The sequence below is a fragment of the Pelagibacterium sediminicola genome (assembly GCF_003390885.1).
Classification (GTDB): domain Bacteria; phylum Pseudomonadota; class Alphaproteobacteria; order Rhizobiales; family Devosiaceae; genus Pelagibacterium; species Pelagibacterium sediminicola.
This window is the reverse complement of the sequence record NZ_QMEL01000001.1, coordinates 308371-328077: the sequence shown is the minus strand read 5'-3', so window position 1 is coordinate 328077 and position 19707 is coordinate 308371. Positions and strand designations below refer to the sequence as shown.

Here is a 19707-nt window from a genome sequence, read left to right as displayed (position 1 = left end):
GAAGGCGTCTTTGGCCATGGCGCGCAAACCGCCCGGAGCGCCCAGGGGCAGGAAATCGGGGGCCCTGCGTGACATCGTCCTTTGGGCGGCGGTGGGCGAGACGGTCGACCCGTTGGCGCGGCGCAAGAGCACCGATCCGCGCGCCGCGCTTTTAAAGGCGCTCGAAACCCCCGGCCCCGCCGAAAAGAAAAAGCCCGTCCCCGATCTGCCGTCCTTTGCCGCCCCGCCTCTGCCCTCGCGGGGGGCCCTGATCGCCGCATCGACCGTTCCCGCATGGCAAAAACCCATCGAACCCAATCTCAGGCGCCGGGTCGAGCGCGGGCGCGAGCCGATCGATGCAACGCTTGACCTGCACGGCATGACGCAGGTCCGCGCCGAGGCAGCGCTCGAACGTTTCGTCAAGGCCTGCGCCGCGCGCGGCGACCGCACCCTGCTGGTCATCACCGGCAAGGGGATCAAAAAGACCGGCTATCTGCAATTGGAGCAGAAGGGCGTGCTGCGCGAAATGGTGCCGCGCTGGCTCAACGCGTGTGACCTCGCCCCGCTGGTCGCCGGGATCGAGACCGCCCATCAGGGCCATGGCGGGGGCGGGGCGCTTTACGTACGCTTGAAACGCAGGAGAACCACATGACCCCGCTGGGCGCCAAACTGCGCCGCCTGCGCGCCGAGCGCGGCATTGCCCTCAAGGACATGGCGAAGGCCCTCAACGTTTCGAGCGCCTATCTCTCGGCGCTCGAACACGGGCACCGGGGCAAGCCCACCTGGTTCCTCGTCCAGCGCATCATCGCCTATTTCAACGTCATCTGGGACGAGGCCGAGGAAATCCAGCGGCTGGCCGAGATCTCGGACCCCAAGATTTCCATCGACACCGCCGGCATGGCGCCCGAGGCGACCGAATTGACCAACGTCCTGGCCCGCGAGATCGGCCGGCTCGAGGTGGCCGATTTGAAGGCCCTGCGCGACGACGTTGTGCGGCGGGCGGTGCGGGACAAGGGATAGCCAATGCTTCTCCCAAGAAAATAGTGGCATCGCTCTGGACCCCGGGAATAAATCCCGGGGTGACATTGGAAAAGCGGGAAATCTTGCAGAAAACACCATTGTCATTCCGGGATTTATTCCCGGCAATCCAGTGCGATTTCTCCAGAATGGCGGAAGCCAGGCGTTTCCGCGAGAACCTGAACTACTCTAAAGAATATACCGGCTGAGATCCCGGTCCCCGGCCATGCGGCCCACAGTATCGCGTACCGTTTCGCCGGTGATGGTGAGCGCGGTTCCGCCCTTGTCGGGAGCGGTGAACGAGATGTCCTCGACGAGTTTTTCAAGTACCGTCTGGAGCCGCCGCGCTCCGATGTTCTCGATGCTGCCATTGACCTCCACCGCCACATCGGCGATGGCCTCGATGGCATCGGGGGTGAACTCGAGGGTCACGTCCTCGGTGCCCATCAACGCCACATATTGCCGGATCAGCGAATATTCGGTGTCCGAGAGGATCTCTATGAAATCGGCACGGCTCAGCGCCTGCAATTCCACCCGGATCGGCAGGCGGCCCTGAAGTTCGGGCAGAAGGTCCGAGGGCTTGGAGACGTGGAAGGCGCCCGAGGCGATGAAAAGGATATGGTCGGTCTTGACCGGCCCGTATTTGGTCGCAACGGTCGTCCCCTCGATCAGGGGCAGCAGGTCGCGCTGCACGCCCTCGCGCGAGGGCCCGCCCGTCACCCCGCCTTCCTTGGCCGCGACCTTGTCGATCTCGTCGATAAAGACGATGCCGTGGTTTTCGACCAGCTCGATCGCTTCGGCGGTCAGCTTGTCCTGGTCGAGCAGCTTGTCGGCCTCCTCGTTGATGAGGATATCGTAGCTGTCCTTGACCTTGACGGTGCGCTTCTGCCCCTTGTTGCCGAACGCCTTGCCCAGCATGTCGGAAATGTTGATCATCCCCGCCCCGCCGCCCGGCATGCCGGGAATGTCGAACATGGGGAGCCCTTGCGGGGGGCCTGTCACCTCGATCTCGATATCCTTGTCGTCGAGCTCGTTGGCGCGCAGCTTCTTGCGGAACGCGTCGCGCGTCGAGGGCGTCGCCGATTGCCCGACCAGCGCATCGATGACGCGTTCCTCGGCGTTGAGGTGGGCCTTGGCCTTGACTTCAGTTCGCTTCTTGTCCTTGACGATCACCAGTCCCGCCTCCACGAGGTCGCGGATCATCTGCTCGACGTCGCGCCCCACATAGCCCACTTCGGTGAACTTGGTGGCCTCGACCTTGACGAAGGGCGCCTGGGCCAGCCTTGCGAGGCGGCGCGAGATTTCGGTCTTGCCCACGCCCGTCGGCCCGATCATCAGGATGTTCTTGGGGCTGACCTCGCGCCGCATGTCCTCGGGCAGTTGCTGGCGGCGCCAGCGGTTTCGGAGCGCAATGGCGACGGCGCGCTTGGCGTCGGCCTGTCCAACGATATAGCGGTCGAGTTCGGAAACGATCTCGCGGGGGGAAAAACTGTTTTCACTCATCTTCTTTGTCCAAAAAGCACACCATCTGGTGCTCGTCGATAAATCTGCCATCCACCAAAAGCGCGCGCGGCTGCGTGCCATAGGTGGAAAACCCGAAACGCTCATAAAGCCGCAGCGCGGGGCGGTTTTCCGTCCAGACGCCCAGATGGACCTGCAGCGCACCCTCGGCCCGCGCATGGGCGAGAACGGCGCCGATCAGCAGGTCCGAAGTGCCCTTGCCGCGCGCCGGGGGGCTGACGTAAACGCCGAAGATCCAGCCCAGATGCCGGGTCTTTTCACCCGGCTGGGGCAGGTAATTGGCGCAGGCGACCAGGCGGTCCGCGTCAAAAACCCCGAAAAACGCCCGTTCGCCGGCCAAGAGCGCCTGCCAATCGGCAACGGGCCGATCCCGGGCCTCTTCAACCGATTCTCCGAACGCCACCGGCGTGTCGGCCAGCGCCTCGAGCCGCAGGCCGCGATAGGCTTTCGCATCGTCCGGGCCGAGCCGCTTGACACTCAACCCCATCTAGGCGGTCTCGAGGGTTTCGACGGTGAGATCGCCATTGGTGTAAACGCAGATGTCGGCGGCGATCTTCATGGCGGTACGCGCGATATCCTCGGCGCTGTTCTCGCTTTTGGCGAGTGCACGCGCCGCGGCCAGCGCGTAATTGCCGCCCGAACCGATGGCCGCGATCCCGTCTTCGGGGGAAAGCACATCCCCCGTGCCGGTCAGGATCAGCGTGTCGGTCTTGTCGGCAACGATCATCATGGCTTCGAGCCGGCGCAGATATTTGTCGGTGCGCCAGTCCTTGGCCAGTTCGACGCAGGCCCGCATGAGCTGCCCGGGATATTGTTCGAGCTTGGCTTCGAGCCGCTCGGAGAGCGTAAAGGCGTCGGCCGTTGCGCCCGCGAACCCGGCGATCACCGCGCCGCCGGCCAGCCGCCGCACCTTTTTTGCCGAATGCTTCATGACCGTCTGGCCCAGCGTGACCTGCCCGTCTCCGGCCAGCGCCACCGCGCCGCCCTTGCGAACCGATACGATTGTCGTCATCGGATTTGCCTTTCAACTCCTGGTGTGGTGCATCTCATCTTTGGTTGTCGCGCTTCCGAACCGCAAAAGTGGATACCACTTGTGCTGGAAACGCTCCCGCGACGCACGCCCGTTGGCCCTTTATTTAGGGTCGTACGGCATAAATGCAAATCCCTGGACGGCACCGGGGGGCTTTTCGCCGGCGAGGCGACCTGTTACAGCCATGGCGACGTTCAATCTGGAGGGCACGGCCCATGCGCAAGGCGAGCCTTGAGCGCAAGACCAATGAAACCGAGATCGCCGTTTTTGTCGATCTCGACGGCACGGGGCGGCGCGAGATCGAAACCGGGGTCGGCTTTTTCGATCACATGCTCGACCAGCTTTCGCGCCATTCGCTGATCGACATGACGGTTGCGGCCAAGGGGGACCTTCATATCGACGACCACCACACGGTCGAGGATGTGGGGATCGCGCTCGGGCAGGCGGTGCGCGAGGCGCTGGGCGACAAGAAGGGGATCGTGCGCTATGGCGCGTCCGATCTTGTGATGGACGGCACGAAATCCTCGGTGGCGCTCGACGTTTCGGGGCGTCCGTTCCTCGTCTGGCGCGTCGAATTCACCAGCCCAAGGATCGGCGCGTTCGACACCGAACTGGTGCGTGAGTTCTTCCAGGCCTTTGCGATGAACGCCGGGATCACCCTTCACGCCGAGACGGCCTATGGCGACAACAATCACCACGTCGCCGAAAGTCTTTTCAAGGCACTGGCCCGTGCCTTGCGGCAGGCCCTCGAGATCGATCCGCGCGCAGCGGACGAAATTCCCTCGACCAAGGGCGCGCTTTAGAGCGTTAATGAAGACCTGGAGCGACGCGATGAAGAGCGACCATGACGGTATTTGCCATTCATTCCAGACCCGATGACGGGCCCGAGGCCATCGCCGCCGTGCCCGACCGGTTCGTGTGGACGGCGTTTATCCTGACGCCCGTCTGGGCGCTGGCCAAGCGCGCTTTCTGGTTTTTCGCCCTCTGGCTGGCCGTTGCCGCGGGCCTGTGGTTCGCGCAGACCCATATCGGGGCCGATGCCGCGCTCCTGCTTTATCTCGTCTTTGCCCTCTGGTCCGGTTTTGCCGCCCCTGCGATTGCTTCGCGCGCGCTCAAGCGGGCCGGCTGGCTCACCCATGGCGATCTTGCCGCCCCCGATCTCGAGACCGCCGAGCGCATGTGGCTCGAGCGGGTCTATGGGCCCCGCGCGTGAGCGGGACGCTCGCCATCGTCGATTACGGCGCGGGCAATCTGCGCTCGGCGCAGAAGGCGTTTTCGCGCGCCGCCGGGGAGACGGGCGTTGAAATCCTCGTTACCGCCGACGCTGAAAAAGTCGCCAGGGCCGACCGTATCGTGCTGCCGGGGGTGGGCGCCTTTGCCGATTGCATGGCCGGGCTCGCCGCCGTGCCGGGGATGGTCGAGGCGCTCGAGGACGCTGTTCTCAAGAGGGGCCGCCCCTTTTTCGGCATCTGCGTCGGCATGCAGCTTCTGGCCAGCATCGGGCGCGAAAAGGTCGAGACCAACGGGCTTGGCTGGATTCCCGGTGCCATTGAAAGACTGGTGCCGGCCGATCCGGGGCTCAAGATCCCCCATATGGGCTGGAATACCCTGAGGCTCGAAAAGCCCCATCCCCTGTTCGACGGCATAGAAACGGGCCCCGAAGGGCTGCACGCCTATTTCGTCCATTCCTACCATTTCGTGCTCGAAAATCCCGACGACCGGATTGCGCTGACCGATTACGGCTTGCCCGTCATCGCGGCGGTGGGGCGCGACACCGTCTTCGGCACCCAGTTCCATCCCGAAAAGAGCCAGGCGCTCGGCCTTGCGCTCATTTCCAACTTCCTCAAGTGGACGCCATGATTTTATTTCCCGCCATCGATTTGAAAGACGGCCAGTGCGTGCGCCTGAAACTGGGCGACATGGATCAGGCAACGGTCTTTAACGACGATCCCGCCGCCCAGGCGAAAAGTTTCGAGGAGCAGGGGTTTGAATATCTGCACGTGGTCGATCTCAACGGCGCCTTTGCCGGAGAGAGCGTCAACGGGGCGGCGGTCGAGGCGATCCTTGCGGCGGTCGATTTTCCCGTGCAGCTCGGCGGCGGCATCAGGACGCTCGCCCATATCGAAGGCTGGCTCGAAAAGGGGCTGGCCCGCGTCATTCTCGGCACCGTCGCGGTGCGCGACCCCGAGCTCGTCAAGGCCGCCTGCAAGGCTTTTCCCGGCCAGGTGGCCGTGGGGATCGACGCACGCGGCGGCAAGGTGGCGGTCGAGGGCTGGGCGGAAACCTCCGAACTGGCGGCAATCGAGCTGGCCGCGCGCTTCGAGGGGGCCGGGGTCGCCGCGATCATCTATACCGACATCGACCGCGACGGTGTCTTGAAGGGCATCAACTGGGAAGCGACATTGGAACTGGCCAGTGCCACCGCCATCCCGGTCATCGCCTCGGGCGGGCTGGCCTCGATGGACGACATCGCGCGCATGACCCGGCCCGACGCGCAGATCCTCGAAGGCGCCATTTCGGGCCGCGCGCTCTATGACGGGCGCATTGATTCACGTGAAGCACTGGCGCTGTTGCGGGCGGCGGTGTGACCGCGCCCCGGCGGCGCTTCCCCTGGGGGCGCTATGTGGTCCTTCTTGCCGTCATCGCCCTGCTTGCGCTCTTTCCGGTGGTTTCGGTCTATGTGGCGTATCTTGTCGCGGACGCCAATGGATGCAGGCTCGACGAGGCAGGCGTCTACCCCTGCAGCGTTTACGGCGCGGATGTCGGGGGGTATCTGGCCTTCATGGCGCTGCTGGGCTGGCTGATGCTCGCCAGCGTGCCGCTGGGCGGCATAGCCCTATGTCTATGGTCGGCAGCGCTTCTCATCCACCTCACAATCCGCTACATGCGGGGAAAAAGGGAAAAACCGCAGCCATGACCCTTAAAGCCCGAATAATCCCTTGTCTTGACGTGAAGGATAGCCGGCCTGCCCGCAGCGGCGCAGCCGCGAGGACAGCGAAAACTGAAAATGGAGCGGCCGTCCGATGGCGCTGAAGGTCCGTATCATCCCCTGTCTTGACGTAAAGGACGGCCGCGTCGTCAAGGGCGTCAATTTTGTCGATCTGGTCGATGCCGGCGATCCCGTCGAGGCGGCGATCGCCTATGACGCGGCGGGGGCCGACGAACTCTGCTTCCTCGACATCGCCGCCTCCCATGAGGGCCGCGAGACGATTTTCGACGTGGTGGCGCGCACCGCCGAACACTGCTTCATGCCGGTGACCGTGGGCGGCGGCATCAGGAGCATCGAGGATATCCGCAAGCTGTTGCTTTCGGGCGCCGACAAGGTCTCGATCAATTCCGCCGCCGTCGCCGACCCCGATTTCATCGCCCGGGCCGCCGACAAGTTCGGTAACCAGTGCATCGTCGTTTCGGTTGACGCCAAGCGCGGCCAGAGCGGCACCTGGGAGATCTTCACCCATGGGGGACGAAAGCCCACCGGGATCAATGCGGTCGAATTTGCCACAAAGGCCGTGGAGCACGGGGCGGGCGAACTGCTGGTGACCTCCATGGACCGGGACGGCACGCGGGAAGGGTTCGATCTCGATTTGACCCGCGCCATTGCCGACGCCGTCGAGGTGCCGGTGATCGCCTCGGGCGGGGCGGGAACCCTCGATCATCTGGTCGACGGCGTCCTCAAGGGTCACGCCGCCGCCGTCCTTGCCGCATCGATCTTCCATTTCGGTACCTATACGATCGGGGAGGCCAAGGCCCATATGGCGCGGGCCGGCATTCCGGTGCGCATGGACCAGCCCGAAAGGGAAAAAGCACGATGAGTTTTAGTATCGAGGCGCTCGAAAAGCGTCTGGCCGAACGCGCTTCGGCTTCACCCGAGGAAAGCTACACCGCCCGGCTCGTTGCGGCGGGCGTTGAAAAATGCGCACAAAAGCTCGGCGAGGAGGCGGTCGAAACCGTGATCGCCGCGCTGGGTGCCAACGAGGCGGAACTGATCAAGGAAAGCGCCGATCTCATCTACCACCTTCTGGTGCTGCTGCGCGCCCGGGGGGTGGAGCTTTCCGAGGTGATTGCCGAACTCGACCGCCGCACGGCGATGAGCGGGCTGGCCGAAAAGGCCGCGCGACACAAGAAGGGTTGAGCGGAAACCACCGATGTCCCAAAGGCTGAGCTACGCGCCCTATATCACCTTTACGATTCAAGAGTGGGCAAGGCTGCGCGCCGACGAGCCGATGACGCTCGAGGCGGCAGACATCAAAAGCCTGCGCACCCTCAACGACCCCATTTCGCTCGCCGAGGCCGAGATCGTCTATCTGCCCCTGACGCGCCTCTTGTCGTTTTACGTCGAGGCGATCCAGAACCTGCACGCGGTGTCCTCGCGCTTTCTGGGTCACAACGGCAAGAAGGTGCCCTTCATCATCGGGGTGGCGGGCTCGGTCGCGGTGGGCAAATCGACCACGGCCCGCATCCTGCGCGCGCTTTTGCGGCGCTGGCCCTCCTCGCCCCGGGTCGATCTGGTCACCACCGACGGCTTCCTTTACCCCAACAAGGTGCTCGATGCGCGCGGGCTGATGGAGCGTAAGGGGTTTCCCGAAAGTTATGATCGGGCCGCGTTCGTCGATTTCCTCGCCGCGATCAAGTCGGGCAAGCCCCGGGTATCCGCGCCCGTCTATTCCCATCTGGTCTATGACGTGGTGCCGGGGGAGCAGGTGGTCGTCGAAAGCCCCGACATCCTGATCGTCGAAGGGCTCAACATCCTCCAGCCGGGCGATCTGCCCCGCGCGGGAACGCCCATCGTCTTTGCCTCCGACTTCATCGATTTTTCCATCTATATCGATGCCGACGAGGCGGTGCTCGAAGACTGGTATGTCGAGCGCTTCATGAAACTGCGCCAAACCGCCTTCCGCGACCCCAAGAGCTTTTTCCGGCGCTTTGCCGAACTCTCCGAACCCGCCGCCATCGGCACCGCGCAAACCATCTGGACCAATATCAACCTGCCCAATTTGCGCGAAAACATCCTGCCCACCCGCAGCCGGGCCGATCTGGTGCTCAAAAAAGGCGCCGACCACGCCATCCACGAAGTGGCGCTGCGTAAAATCTAGATCGTTTCGGGTTTCGATCGAAACGATCGGCTTGTCTCCGTCGCTATCCCGGGCTCGACCCGGGATCCATAGCAAACCATCCAGCACAGTGGACTTTGCAGCATGGGCCCCGGCTTTCGCCGGGGCAGCAAAGGAGCTTGAGGCAGATTCCGACAAAATCCGAAATGCTCTGGAGCTCCGGGCCACTCCAATTGTAAGTTCTCCGTCGTCACCCGGTTTATCCGGGTGACCCAGTCGCCCCGAGCGCTCGATTGCCCGGGACACGCCGGGCAATGGCGGAGGAAATGGATACTTAGACCGCGATCCCCTCGCCGCGCGCCATGGCCTTCAAATCCGCAACGGGCCGCGCGCCGATATGGGAGATGACTTCGGAGGCGGCGAGGCAGCCCAGTTTCAACGCCTCTTCCATCGACTGCCCGCGCGCATTGGCCAAAAGGAAACCGGCCGCGAAAAGATCGCCCGCCCCGGTCACATCGACCACCTCGTCCACCGGGAAGGCCGGGACCGAGACGATCTCGCCATTGGCGATCGCCATCGCCCCGCGCGACCCCATGGTGACGGCGGCGACCTCCGCGTCCTTGGCCAGTTCGCGCACCGCGACGTTGATGTCGTCGGTCTCATAGAGCGCCTTGGCCTCCTCGATATTGGCAAAGACGTAATCCATGGTTTTCGAGCGGATGAGATCGAGGAACTCGGCCCGGAAGCGGTTGACGCAGAAGGGATCGGAAAGCGTGATCGCTGCGGCGCGCTCGTTCTTGTGGGCGAAATGGGCGGCAAGGACGAACGCCTTCTTGGCCTCGGGAGGGTCCCACAGATACCCCTCCATATAGGTGATCGCCGCCGCGCCCACCGTCTCCTCGACGATGTCGGTCTCGTTAAGGTGCTGGCAGGCGCCCAGATAGGTGTTCATGGTGCGCTCGCCATCGGGGGTGACGAGGATCATCGAGCGCGCGGTGGCCGGGCCGTCGACCAGATCGTCGGTGCCGAAATGAATGCCGTGCCTTTCAAAGTCGGTGCGAAATATCGCGCCCAGCTCGTCATCGGCGACCTTGCCCACGAACGCCGCCCGCCCGCCGAGCGCTGCGACCCCCGCAGCGGTGTTGGCCGCTGACCCGCCCGGAATCATCTTCTTGTCGCCCGGCATCCGGGCGTAAAGATCGGCGGAACGTTCGGCATCGATCAGGTGCATGATCGATTTGGTCATCGCTTCGCTGGTGATGAAATCGTCGGGAACGGGGGCGATCACATCGACGATGGCGTTGCCGATGGTCAGGACGTCGAACCGGGTAGTCATCGGCACTCCGAATGGTTTTATGAGCCTTGCCCATCGCTTAGGCCAAGCCGGGGCGCGGTGCAACCGCCATCAGACCGTGGTCTTGGCGGGGTAGCGGCACCACTGGGCGATGATGCAGCGCCAGCATTCGGGCTTGCGGGCCTTGCACACATAGCGCCCGTGCAGGATCAGCCAGTGATGGGCGTGCAGCAGATAGTGTTCCGGCACGCGCTTTTCGAGCTTTTTTTCGACTTCGAGCGGGGTCTTGCCGGTCGCGAGCCCCGTGCGGTTGCCGACCCGGAAAAGATGGGTGTCCACCGCGATGGTGGGCTGGCCGAACCCGATATTGAGCACCACATTGGCCGTCTTGCGCCCCACCCCGGGCAGCTTTTCGAGCGCCTCGCGGGTGGAAGGGACGTCGCCGCCATGCTCCGCGATCAGCATCCTTGAGAGCAGGTAGACGTTTTTCGCCTTGTTGCGGTAAAGCCCGATGGTGCGGATATGCTCGCGGATCGCATCCTCGCCCAGCGCCACCATCTTTTCGGGCGTATCGGCGATCTCGAACAGGGCCCTGGTTGCCTTGTTGACGCCCACATCGGTCGCCTGCGCCGAAAGCACGACGGCCACGAGGAGGGTGAAGACGTTGACATAGTCAAGCTCGCCCTCGGGCTCTGGATTGTCGCGCGAAAAGGCCGCGAAGATTTCGGCGATCTCGGCTTTGGAGGGCGTGCGGCTTTTTGTGCTCAAGGAAAAACGGGCTTTGCGGTTGTGTTCTGGCCTCCATCGTCTTTTAGTCAATGGGTTGCATCAGGCAAGCCCCGGGGCCAATTATAGACGATGGACGCCACCCACGACGGACAAAACCCTCTCTTTTCAGCGCTCCTCACCCCCCACCGGTCGATGGACGGCAGGGGCCTGCGCTGGGTCATCGCCCTTGCCGCTGTGATGGCCTCGATCCCGGGGCTGACCTTTTACGCCATGGGCGCCTGGCCGATCGTGGGGCTTTTGGGGCTCGACGTGCTGGTGCTGTGGTGGGCGCTGTCGGCTTCGCTCAAATCAGGCGACGCCTATGAGGAGATAACCCTTTGGCCCGACGCGCTCGACATCCGGCGCGTGAGCGCCAAGGGCAGGGAAACCAGCGTTTCGTTCAATCCCTTTTACGTCCGGCTTGCGGTGGTGCGCGACAGTGACAACCGGGTAACGGCCTTGAGGCTTGTGACGCGGGGCGGGGAGACCGAGATCGGGCGCTTCCTTACCCCCTCCGACAAGGACCAGTTCGCAAGGGCCTTTGCCAACGCGCTTCATCGCGCCAAGACCTGACGTCAAAAACGGGTCGTCATCTCTTCGTCCCGACCCTAGATTGGGGTTATGAACATGAACCTTGCCATAAACATCCCCGATCCCGCCGCAAGCACCTACGGGCAGATCGCGCGTGCGATTGAATACCTCTCGACGCCGGGCCCCGAGACCCCCGACATTGCCGGGCTCGCCAACGCGCTCTCGATGAGCGAGCGCGCGCTGACCGAGATGTTCCGCAAATGGTGCGGGCTGACCCCGAAAAGCTTTGCGCAGGCCGTGGCGCTCGACCATGCGCGCAAATTGCTGCGCGAGAACATGAGCGTGCTCGATACGACCTACGAGGTGGGGCTGTCCGGCCCCGCCCGGCTCCATGATCTGTTCGTCACCTACGACGCGGTGCCCCCCGGCATCTACCGGGCGCGGGGCGCGGGCCTCGAAATGGCCTGGGGGCTGGCTCCCTCGCCTTTTGGGCAGGTGGTGTTGATGACGACGCAATATGGCGTTGCCGGCATCGCCTTTGCCGATGAAGGGCGCGAAGAGGCTGCCTTTGAGGATCTGGCCGGCCGCTGGCCCAATGCCCGATACCGGCGCGACGACAGCGCGGTGCTGCCCGTCGCCCGGCGCATTTTCGATCCCGTTCACTGGAACCCGGACCAGCCCGTGCGGTTGGTGATGATCGGCTCGCAATTCGAGATCAAGGTCTGGGAAACGCTTTTGAAGGTGCCCGCCGGGCACGCCGCGACCTATGGCGAGATCGCCCGCTCGATCGGCAAGCCATCCGCCGCGCGCGCCGTGGGCCGGGCGGTGGGGCGCAACCCCATTTCCTTCGTCGTCCCCTGCCACCGCATCGTGGGCTCCACCGGCTCGCTCACCGGCTATCACTGGGGGCTGGTGCGCAAGCGCGCCATATTGGGCTGGGAGGCAGGGCTGATTTCTGGCGGATAGCGCCTGCGCCCAAGTCGGGCACCGATGCTTCGGTTCCATCGCTTCCATGGGCAGGGCTATCGCATATGGATTTGCGCGTGTGGCATCACCCCTCCCCATCAAGGGGAGGGTGTTTCCTTTGCTTGGCCGTCTTCCTACGCACAAGGCCAGCACCTCCCCCCTTGTGGGGGAGGCTGGGAGGGGAGAGCTCTGCCCCTCAAGGGGAGGGGGCGAAAGAGGCGGGGCTGGTTTCCGGGGGGTAAGCGATAAGCCGGACGAGCCAAGCGAGGACCCCGCGCAACGTTTTGCGCGCCCCGCCGGAGGGCCAGCGAAATCCATAGGGCGGATCTAGCCCGTCATGGATTTCGCGGTGCGGCCCGTGAGGCAGATCAAAGCTCCTCGGTCGAAACCCGCTTGCCCGCCGCATCGATCCCGTAAAGGATCGGCGCGCCGGTGGCGATTTCGCGCTTGAGGATCGCTTCCTCGTCCAGCTCTTCGAGCACCATCACCAGCGCGCGCAGGGAGTTGCCGTGGGCGGTGACGAGCACGGTCTTGCCGGCTTTCACCAGCGGTTCGATCTCGGCCTCGTAATAGGGCAGGACGCGCGCGGCGGTATCCTTGAGACTTTCGCCCCCCGGCGGGGGCACGTCATAGGAGCGGCGCCAGATATGGACCTGTTCCTCGCCCCATTTTTCCCGCGCGTCGTCCTTGTTGAGCCCGGCCAGATCGCCATAGTCGCGCTCGTTGAGCTTTTGGCTGCGGTGGATGGTGAGCTCGGTAATCCCCATTTCCTTGAGCATGAGGTCGAGCGTGCGCTGCGCGCGGGTGAGATCGGACGTGAAATAGGCGTCCGGCACGATGTTCTTTGCCTTGAGCGCCTGCCCGGCCTTTTTGGCTTCCTCGATCCCCTGCTCGGTCAGACCGGGATCCTTCCAGCCCGTGAACAGATTGAGAAGATTCCACTCGCTCTGGCCGTGGCGCACGAGGATGAGGGTGCCGGTCATGGTCTGCCTTTCAGATTTATCGTCAGTCGAGGCCGAGGACGTCGGCCATTGAATATAGTCCCCCGGGCTTGTCTTGCGCCCAGAGCGCGGCGCGGACCGCGCCATTGGCGAACAGCGCGCGGTCCTCGGCCACATGGGAGAGCACAAGGCGTTCGGCCGGGCCCGCAAGGATCACCGCATGATCCCCGACCACCGACCCGCCGCGCAGGGTTGCAAAACCGATCGTCCCCTCTTCGCGCGCGCCGGTATAGCCCTCGCGCGACATGACGGCCTTGTCCTTAAGCGTAATGCCGCGCCCCTCTGCCGCCGCCTCGCCGAGCAAGAGCGCCGTCCCCGAAGGAGCATCCACCTTGTTGCGGTGGTGCATTTCGAGCACCTCGATGTCGAAATCGGGCGCAAGGCTGGCCGCGGCGCGCCTGACGAGCGCGGCAAGGAGGTTGACCCCCAGGCTCATATTGCCCGATTTGACGATCCTTGCCCCCGCTTCGGCGGCCCTTGCGATCGCGGCGTCCTCGGCTTCCGAACATCCCGTGGTGCCGATGATGTGGATGAGCCCGCGCCCGGCGATTTTTTCCGCCAGCGCGACGCTTGCCGCCGGCACGGTGAAATCGAGCACCGCATCGGCCATCTCAATCGCGGCGTCGATGTCGTCGGTGATGGCGACCCCTAGCGGCTCGAGCCCGGCATGGACCCCGGCGTCCCGTCCGATCAGCGGGGCGCCGCTGCGCTCGAACGCTGCGGCAAGCTCCGTTCCGGGGTGGGCGGCGACGGCCCTGATGTTGGCGGCGCCCATGCGCCCGCCCGCGCCCGCTACCGCGATTTTAAGGCTCATGGCGCGCCCTCTCCTGCCGTGGCCATTTCGGCCAGAATGTCTTGCGCGGTCCGGCGCGGGTCGGGGGCGGCGATGATGGGGCGCGCAACGACCAGATGGCTGGCGCCCGCCCGCACCGCGTCGCGGGGCGTCATCACGCGCTTCTGGTCGCCCGAGGCGCTGCCGCCCGGGCGGATGCCGGGGGTGACGACGGCCATGCCGGGCCCGACGATCTCGCGGATCTTCCTCGCCTCGAATGCCGAGGCAACGAGCCCGCCCATCCCCGCATCGCGCGCCTGGGCGGCGCGGCGGGCAACGAGGTCTTCGATGCTCAGGCCATAGCCGGCGTCCCTCACATCGGCTTCGTCCATCGAGGTGAGGACCGTGACCCCGAGCAGGCACAGTGGCGAGCCCGCCGCTGCCCGGACCGCTGCCGCCATCGCCTTTGGATAGGCGTGGAGCGTGAGCATCGTCGCGCCCGTCCGGGCAATCGCGGCGACGCCCTTTTCCACCGTGTTGTCGATATCGAGGAGTTTTAGATCGAAAAACACCCGCTTGCCGGCGGCGATCAGCGCCTTGCCCAGCGCAAGCCCGTCTCCGCCATAAACGAGCTGGTAGCCGATCTTGAAGAAATCGGCGGTCCCGTCGAGCTGCTCGACAATTTTTTCGGCGTCATGGCGCGTGGAAACGTCGAGCCCGACGATCAACTCTCCGGCCATTGGCGGTGCTCCCCCGATTGTCCTGGGTGTAGTGTTGCCCCGAATTGCCATGGAACCGCATGGCGCGCAAGGGTGGGTTGGATCAGATTCCACCGCGCGAAAAATGCGTCAGCTCCGCGACCATCCGGTCCATCTTTTTCTCGATCGGCTTTTCGGCGATCTTGCCGTCCTCGGTGAAGGCCGTGCTGGACGGGCCGATGCCCAAAAGGGTCGGGACGACGAGCGTACCGATCTTGGTGAGCGAATCGCGCAAGTGGGACTGCGCCCAGATGGTCCCGTACTTGCCCGACGAAACCCCGCCGACACCGAACACTGCATGGGCGAATGGCCAGGGCTCGACCCGCGAGAGCCAGGTGATGGTGTTGACCAGAAGCGGGGGCAGACCGCCATTGTATTCGGGCGTTGCGATGAAGACGATGTCGTGGCTGGTAAAGAGTTTCGCCAGCGCCACCGCGCTTTTGGGTACGTTGTCGGGTTCGAGATCCTCGTTGAAGACCGGCATCTCGAAATCCTTGAGCGAGATCGCCTCGACCTCGACCCCCGCCGCTTTCAGCCGCTCGCCCACCAAGGCCTGCAAATGCTCGTTATGCGATCCCTTGCGGATCGACCCTGAAAGCGTGAGCGCGGTGGTCATGGCAGGCTGTCCCCCTTTTTAGAGTGTTTCCAGCATAAGTGGTATCCACTTATGCGGTTCGGAAACGCGATATAAAAAAGACCTAGAGCCCCAGTTTTGAGTCCATCAAAACAGGGGCTCTAGCATCTTCAAGCCTCGAACATCTTCTTGAGCTTGTCAAAGAAACCTTCCGATGTCGGCGAGGTATTGGCGTTGGAGATCGCCTGGAATTCCTCGAGCAGTTCGCGCTGGCGCGCCGAGAGCTTTTGCGGGGTCTCGACATCGAGCTGGACGTAAAGATCGCCCACCTGCGACGAGCGCAGCACCGGCATGCCCTTGCCTCTGAGCCGCACGCGGTTGCCCGGCTGGGTGCCGGGATCGACCTTGACGCGGGCCCGGGTGCCTTCGACGGTCGGCACCTCGAAATCGCCGCCCAGCGCCGCCGTCACCATCGAGATGGGAACGCGCGCGTAAAGGTCCGCGCCGTCGCGCTGGAACAGCTGGTGGGGCCTGACCGAAACGAAGATGTAAAGATCGCCCGCCGGCCCGCCGCGCAGCCCCGCCTCGCCCTCACCCCCCAGCCTTATGCGCGTACCGTCCTCGATGCCCTTGGGAATGTCGACGCTGAGCGTACGGCTTTTCTGCCTCCGCCCCTGCCCGTGGCAGTCCGTGCAGGGCTGGTCCATGGTTTCCCCGCGCCCATGGCACTGGGGACAGGTCTGCTGGATGGTGAAAAAGCCCTGCGAGGCGCGCACCTTGCCGTGCCCGTTGCACATCTTGCAGGTGGAAAAGCCGGTGCCGGGCTTGGCGCCCGATCCATCGCAGGTCTCGCAATGAACCAGCGTCGGCACGTCGATATCGACGCTGGTGCCGGTAAAGGCGTCCTCGAGGCTGATTTCGAGATTGTAGCGGAGGTCCGAGCCGCGCTGGCGCCCGTCGCGCGAGCGCTGACGGCCGCCGCCCCCGCCCATGAAATCCCCGAAGATGTCCTCGAAGATATCGGACATCGAGGACGAGAAATCCTGCCCGAACCCCTGCCCCCCGGCCGCGCCATTGAAGGCTGCGTGCCCGAACCGGTCATAGGCGGCGCGCTTTTGCGGGTCCTTGAGGGTGTCGTAGGCTTCCGACACTTCCTTGAACCTGGCTTCCGCCGCCGAATCGCCGGGATTGCGGTCGGGGTGGAACTGCATGGCGAGCTTGCGGTAGGCCGATTTGAGCGCGGCCTCGTCGCAGCTCTTCTCGACCCCGAGCACGGAATAAAAATCTGCCTTGGACATCTAGAGGCCCCCGTTCCCATCAAAGGCGCTGTCATTGGATATGCTTCGGCTAACGCCGAATCCCCCCTCCCCTTGCTGCGCTCGCAAGGGTCCACTGGACCCTTGCGTTCCGGCGATGCCGGAACCGCTTGCAAGTCCCCCACAAGGGGGGAGGTGCTTGCCTTGTGCGTAGGGAAGTATCCAGGAAAAGGAAGCACCCTCCCCTTGATGGGGAGGGGTGGGGAGGGCTGAGGCGGGGTGAAGCCACAAGCGCGAATGCATATGCGATAGCTCTACCTTCAAGGGAATGGCAGAAGGCCCCGGATCGATGTCCGGGGCCTTTGCCCAGTGATTCACGTGGAACGTCATGCCGACTTCTTGTCGTCGTCGTCGTCCTTGACCTCTTCAAAGTCCGCATCGACCACGTCGTCCTCGGCGGCGTCCGCGGTCGCGGCGGCTTCGGCGGCCTCCGCCTGGCTGGCCTGATACATGGCTTCCCCGAGCTTCATGGACGCCTGGGCCAGCGCGTCGGCCTTGTCCTTGATCGCCTCGGCGTCATCGCCTTCAAGGGCGGTCTTGGCTTCGGCGATCGCGGCCTCGATTTCGGCCTTCACGTCCGCGCTCACCTTGTCGCCGTGTTCGGCAAGCGACTTTTCGGTCGAATGGACGAGGCTTTCGGCCTGGTTCTTGGCCTCCACCGTCTCGCGGCGCTTCTTGTCGGTTTCAGCGTTGGCTTCGGCGTCCTTGACCATCTTCTCGATGTCGTCGTCCGAAAGCCCGCCCGAGGCCTGGATGCGGATCTGGTGCTCCTTGCCGGTGCCCTTGTCCTTGGCCGAAACGTTGACGATGCCGTTGGCGTCGATATCGAAGGTGACCTCGACCTGGGGCACGCCGCGCGGCGCGGGCGGAATGCCCACCAGATCGAACTGGCCCAGCATCTTGTTGTCCGCCGCCATTTCCCGCTCGCCCTGGAACACCCGGATCGTCACCGCCGACTGGTTGTCCTCGGCGGTGGAGAACACCTGGCTCTTCTTGGTCGGGATGGTGGTGTTGCGATCGATCAGGCGCGTAAAGACACCGCCCAGCGTCTCGATGCCCAGCGAGAGCGGGGTCACGTCGAGCAGCAGCACATCCTTGACGTCGCCCTGGAGGACACCCGCCTGAATGGCGGCGCCCATGGCCACGACCTCGTCGGGATTCACCCCCTTGTGCGGCTCCTTGCCAAAGAAGTTCTTCACTTCTTCCTGCACCTTGGGCATGCGGGTCATCCCGCCCACCAGAACGACCTCGTCGATCTCGCCGGCGGAAATCCCGGCATCCTTCAACGCGGCGCGGCACGGCTCGATGGTGCGCTTGACCAGATCCTCGACGATCGACTCGAACTTGGCGCGGGTGAGCTTTAGTTGCAGGTGCTTGGGGCCCGAGGCGTCCGCCGTGATGAACGGCAGGTTGACCTCGGTCTGGGAGGCCGAGGAAAGCTCGATCTTGGCCTTTTCGGCGGCTTCCTTGAGCCGCTGCAGCGCCAGCTTGTCGCCGCGCAGGTCGATCCCCTGCTCCTTCTTGAACTCGTCGGCCAGATAGTCGACCAGCCGCATGTCGAAGTCTTCGCCGCCAAGGAAGGTGTCGCCATTGGTGGATTTGACCTCGAAGACCCCATCCCCGATTTCAAGGATCGAGATATCGAAGGTGCCCCCGCCAAGGTCATAGACCGCGATGACCCCCGATTCGCGCTTTTCAAGCCCATAGGCGAGCGCGGCGGCGGTCGGTTCGTTGATGATGCGCAGAACCTCAAGGCCCGCGATGCGGCCCGCGTCCTTGGTCGCCTGGCGCTGGCTGTCGTTGAAATAGGCCGGAACGGTGATCACCGCCTGGGTGACGTTTTCCCCCAGATAGCTTTCGGCGGTTTCCTTCATCTTGGTGAGGATCATCGCCGAGATTTCCGACGGCGAGGACTTCTTGCCATCGACCTCGACCCAGGCGTCGCCATTGTCGCCCTTGGAGATCTTGAAGGGGACGAGCTTTTTATCCTTTTCCACCATCGGGTCGTCATAGCGGCGCCCGATCAGGCGCTTGACCGCAAACAGCGTCCCTTCCGGGTTGGTGACCGCCTGGCGCTTGGCCGGCTGGCCCACAAGGCGTTCTCCGTCGGGGCTGAACGCCACCATCGAGGGCGTCGTGCGCGCGCCTTCCGCGTTTTCGATCACCCTGGGGGTCTTGCCGTCCATGACGGCGACGCACGAATTGGTCGTGCCCAGATCGATACCGATTACCTTAGCCATTCATAATGCCTCTCTTTTACGAGCGAACCCTTTGGTCTGACCCTTCCGCCACTGCCGCGCCCGTTTCGAGCGGCATCGCAACAGATGATCGAAAAAGGCCGGGTTCCTCTTGGGATGCGTTGGTCCAAACTGCCCATATCCGGGCCTTGCTGCTATATAAGCAGGGGCCCGGACCCCTTCAAGCTTGCCGGATGGGGGATTTTCCCGCCGGTTCAGGCGGTCTTGTCGACCCCCTCGCCGGAGTCGGGGTCGATGCCGGTTTCCGGTTCCGGGGCGGGGGTCGCGTTGCGCCTGGGGCCGCCCTTGGAAACGCCCACCATGGCGGGCCGCAGCACCCGCTCGCCAATGGCGAACCCGGCCTGGACGACCTGGACGACGGTGCCCTCGGGCACCGAGGGATCGGGCACCTCGAACATGGCCTGATGCCTGTGTGGGTCGAATTTCACGTCCTGCGCCTCGATGGGGGTCACCCCGTTCTTTTGCAGCAGCCGCTGCATCTCGCGCTCGGTCATCTCGATTCCCTCGATGAGGGATTTGAGCGAGCCGTCCGCGTTCTCGCGCGCTTCGGCGGGCACGGCCTGCAGGGCCCGTGAGAGATTGTCGGTGGCCACCAGCATGTCGCGGGCGAACCCGGTGATGGCATAGGCGCGCGTATCGGCGATTTCACGCTCGGTGCGCTTTCTGAGGTTTTCCATCTCGGCCGCCATGCGCAACACCTTGTCGCGCAACTCGGCGTTTTCCGCTTCCGCGGCAGCGAGCAGTTCTTCGGCGGTCGGCCCGGCCGCGGCAGCCGATTGCCCGGCGTCCGTTTCCGGATTTTCGTCGGCCGCGTTGGCCGGATCCTGATCGTTGGTCATCATCACGCTTTGAAAAAGGTGTCAGGGAAAAA

24 protein-coding genes are annotated in these 19707 nt (G+C 64.1%); 12 read left to right on the top strand and 12 right to left on the bottom strand.

Annotated features, from left to right (window positions below; all coding sequences use genetic code 11):
• Nucleotides 1-16 precede the first annotated feature (16 nt).
• Nucleotides 17-631 (top strand): Smr/MutS family protein, encoded by a 615-nt coding sequence (locus DQG18_RS01540; protein ID WP_116652458.1) that lies wholly within the window; start codon nucleotides 17-19, stop codon nucleotides 629-631.
• Nucleotides 628-999 carry a helix-turn-helix domain-containing protein gene (locus DQG18_RS01535; protein ID WP_116652457.1) on the top strand — a complete coding sequence of 124 codons (372 nt, stop codon included), beginning with the start codon at nucleotides 628-630 and terminating at the stop codon, nucleotides 997-999. The genes DQG18_RS01540 and DQG18_RS01535 overlap by 4 nt, the downstream gene beginning before the upstream one ends.
• A 186-nt stretch (nucleotides 1000-1185) precedes the next feature.
• Here the strand turns inward: DQG18_RS01535 and hslU are convergent, their stop codons facing one another.
• From hslU to hslV, 3 genes are read right to left on the bottom strand one after another with little or no spacing between them, the layout of a single operon-like run.
• A complete protein-coding gene (hslU, locus tag DQG18_RS01530) occupies nucleotides 1186-2499 on the bottom strand; it encodes an ATP-dependent protease ATPase subunit HslU (protein WP_116652456.1) in 1314 nt (437 codons plus the stop codon).
• Nucleotides 2492-3004 carry a GNAT family N-acetyltransferase gene (locus tag DQG18_RS01525; protein ID WP_116652455.1) on the bottom strand — a complete coding sequence of 171 codons (513 nt, stop codon included), beginning with the start codon at nucleotides 3002-3004 and terminating at the stop codon, nucleotides 2492-2494. The genes hslU and DQG18_RS01525 overlap by 8 nt, the downstream gene beginning before the upstream one ends.
• The gene (gene hslV / locus DQG18_RS01520) at nucleotides 3005-3529 is read right to left on the bottom strand and encodes an ATP-dependent protease subunit HslV (RefSeq protein ID WP_116652454.1); all 525 of its coding nucleotides are present in this window, start codon (nucleotides 3527-3529) and stop codon (nucleotides 3005-3007) included.
• A gap of 233 nt (nucleotides 3530-3762) precedes the next feature.
• Here hslV and hisB point away from each other — a divergent pair, with 233 nt between their 5' ends.
• The 8 genes from hisB to coaA all read left to right on the top strand — a co-directional run bounded on the left by hisB (nucleotide 3763) and on the right by coaA (nucleotide 8640).
• The gene (gene hisB, locus DQG18_RS01515) at nucleotides 3763-4350 is read left to right on the top strand and encodes an imidazoleglycerol-phosphate dehydratase HisB (protein WP_116652453.1); all 588 of its coding nucleotides are present in this window, start codon (nucleotides 3763-3765) and stop codon (nucleotides 4348-4350) included.
• 41 nt (nucleotides 4351-4391) lie between these two features.
• Nucleotides 4392-4760, top strand: a complete 369-nt coding sequence (locus DQG18_RS01510) for a DUF2628 domain-containing protein (protein WP_116652452.1) — start codon at nucleotides 4392-4394, stop codon at nucleotides 4758-4760.
• Nucleotides 4757-5407, top strand: coding sequence for an imidazole glycerol phosphate synthase subunit HisH (hisH, locus tag DQG18_RS01505; RefSeq protein WP_116652451.1), 651 nt, complete (start codon nucleotides 4757-4759; stop codon nucleotides 5405-5407). The genes DQG18_RS01510 and hisH overlap by 4 nt, the downstream gene beginning before the upstream one ends.
• Nucleotides 5404-6135, top strand: coding sequence for a 1-(5-phosphoribosyl)-5-[(5-phosphoribosylamino)methylideneamino]imidazole-4-carboxamide isomerase (gene hisA / locus DQG18_RS01500; protein WP_116652450.1), 732 nt, complete (start codon nucleotides 5404-5406; stop codon nucleotides 6133-6135). The genes hisH and hisA overlap by 4 nt, the downstream gene beginning before the upstream one ends.
• A complete protein-coding gene (locus DQG18_RS01495; protein WP_116652449.1) occupies nucleotides 6132-6464 on the top strand; it encodes a hypothetical protein in 333 nt (110 codons plus the stop codon). Before hisA ends, DQG18_RS01495 begins: the two co-directional genes overlap by 4 nt.
• A gap of 106 nt (nucleotides 6465-6570) precedes the next feature.
• Complete coding sequence (hisF, locus tag DQG18_RS01490; RefSeq protein ID WP_116652448.1) at nucleotides 6571-7359, top strand: imidazole glycerol phosphate synthase subunit HisF; 789 nt, start codon at nucleotides 6571-6573, stop codon at nucleotides 7357-7359.
• Nucleotides 7356-7679 (top strand): phosphoribosyl-ATP diphosphatase, encoded by a 324-nt coding sequence (locus DQG18_RS01485; protein WP_116652447.1) that lies wholly within the window; start codon nucleotides 7356-7358, stop codon nucleotides 7677-7679. Before hisF ends, DQG18_RS01485 begins: the two co-directional genes overlap by 4 nt.
• 13 nt (nucleotides 7680-7692) lie before the next feature.
• The gene (coaA, locus tag DQG18_RS01480; protein ID WP_116652446.1) at nucleotides 7693-8640 is read left to right on the top strand and encodes a type I pantothenate kinase; all 948 of its coding nucleotides are present in this window, start codon (nucleotides 7693-7695) and stop codon (nucleotides 8638-8640) included.
• A 292-nt stretch (nucleotides 8641-8932) separates the two neighbouring features.
• Here coaA and DQG18_RS01475 read toward each other — a convergent pair whose 3' ends face one another.
• Both DQG18_RS01475 and nth read right to left on the bottom strand, forming a co-directional pair.
• The gene (locus DQG18_RS01475) at nucleotides 8933-9934 is read right to left on the bottom strand and encodes an adenosine kinase (RefSeq protein WP_116652445.1); all 1002 of its coding nucleotides are present in this window, start codon (nucleotides 9932-9934) and stop codon (nucleotides 8933-8935) included.
• A gap of 69 nt (nucleotides 9935-10003) precedes the next feature.
• Entirely contained in the window at nucleotides 10004-10660 is a 657-nt protein-coding gene (gene nth / locus DQG18_RS01470) for an endonuclease III (RefSeq protein WP_425454201.1), read from the bottom strand.
• A 90-nt stretch (nucleotides 10661-10750) separates the two neighbouring features.
• Here nth and DQG18_RS01465 point away from each other — a divergent pair, with 90 nt between their 5' ends.
• A complete protein-coding gene (locus tag DQG18_RS01465) occupies nucleotides 10751-11233 on the top strand; it encodes a DUF2244 domain-containing protein (RefSeq protein WP_116652443.1) in 483 nt (160 codons plus the stop codon).
• 54 nt (nucleotides 11234-11287) lie between these two features.
• Entirely contained in the window at nucleotides 11288-12157 is an 870-nt protein-coding gene (locus DQG18_RS01460; RefSeq protein ID WP_425454200.1) for a methylated-DNA--[protein]-cysteine S-methyltransferase, read from the top strand.
• Between the two features lie 368 nt (nucleotides 12158-12525).
• On the opposite strand, the gene DQG18_RS01455 is transcribed toward DQG18_RS01460, so the two are convergent.
• From DQG18_RS01455 to grpE, 7 genes are all read right to left on the bottom strand, one after another.
• The gene (locus DQG18_RS01455; RefSeq protein ID WP_116652441.1) at nucleotides 12526-13140 is read right to left on the bottom strand and encodes a 2,3-bisphosphoglycerate-dependent phosphoglycerate mutase; all 615 of its coding nucleotides are present in this window, start codon (nucleotides 13138-13140) and stop codon (nucleotides 12526-12528) included.
• 22 nt (nucleotides 13141-13162) lie between these two features.
• The gene (dapB, locus tag DQG18_RS01450) at nucleotides 13163-13972 is read right to left on the bottom strand and encodes a 4-hydroxy-tetrahydrodipicolinate reductase (RefSeq protein ID WP_116652440.1); all 810 of its coding nucleotides are present in this window, start codon (nucleotides 13970-13972) and stop codon (nucleotides 13163-13165) included.
• A complete protein-coding gene (gene pyrF, locus DQG18_RS01445) occupies nucleotides 13969-14670 on the bottom strand; it encodes an orotidine-5'-phosphate decarboxylase (protein ID WP_116652439.1) in 702 nt (233 codons plus the stop codon). The genes dapB and pyrF overlap by 4 nt, the downstream gene beginning before the upstream one ends.
• 82 nt (nucleotides 14671-14752) lie before the next feature.
• Nucleotides 14753-15304 (bottom strand): NADPH-dependent FMN reductase, encoded by a 552-nt coding sequence (locus DQG18_RS01440; RefSeq protein WP_116652438.1) that lies wholly within the window; start codon nucleotides 15302-15304, stop codon nucleotides 14753-14755.
• A gap of 128 nt (nucleotides 15305-15432) precedes the next feature.
• Nucleotides 15433-16560 (bottom strand): molecular chaperone DnaJ, encoded by a 1128-nt coding sequence (gene dnaJ, locus DQG18_RS01435; protein WP_116652437.1) that lies wholly within the window; start codon nucleotides 16558-16560, stop codon nucleotides 15433-15435.
• A gap of 344 nt (nucleotides 16561-16904) precedes the next feature.
• Nucleotides 16905-18818: a molecular chaperone DnaK gene (dnaK, locus tag DQG18_RS01430; protein WP_116652436.1), complete on the bottom strand. Its 1914-nt coding sequence runs from the start codon at nucleotides 18816-18818 to the stop codon at nucleotides 16905-16907.
• 212 nt (nucleotides 18819-19030) lie between these two features.
• Nucleotides 19031-19678, bottom strand: coding sequence for a nucleotide exchange factor GrpE (gene grpE / locus DQG18_RS01425; RefSeq protein ID WP_116652435.1), 648 nt, complete (start codon nucleotides 19676-19678; stop codon nucleotides 19031-19033).
• Nucleotides 19679-19707: the final 29 nt, after the last annotated feature.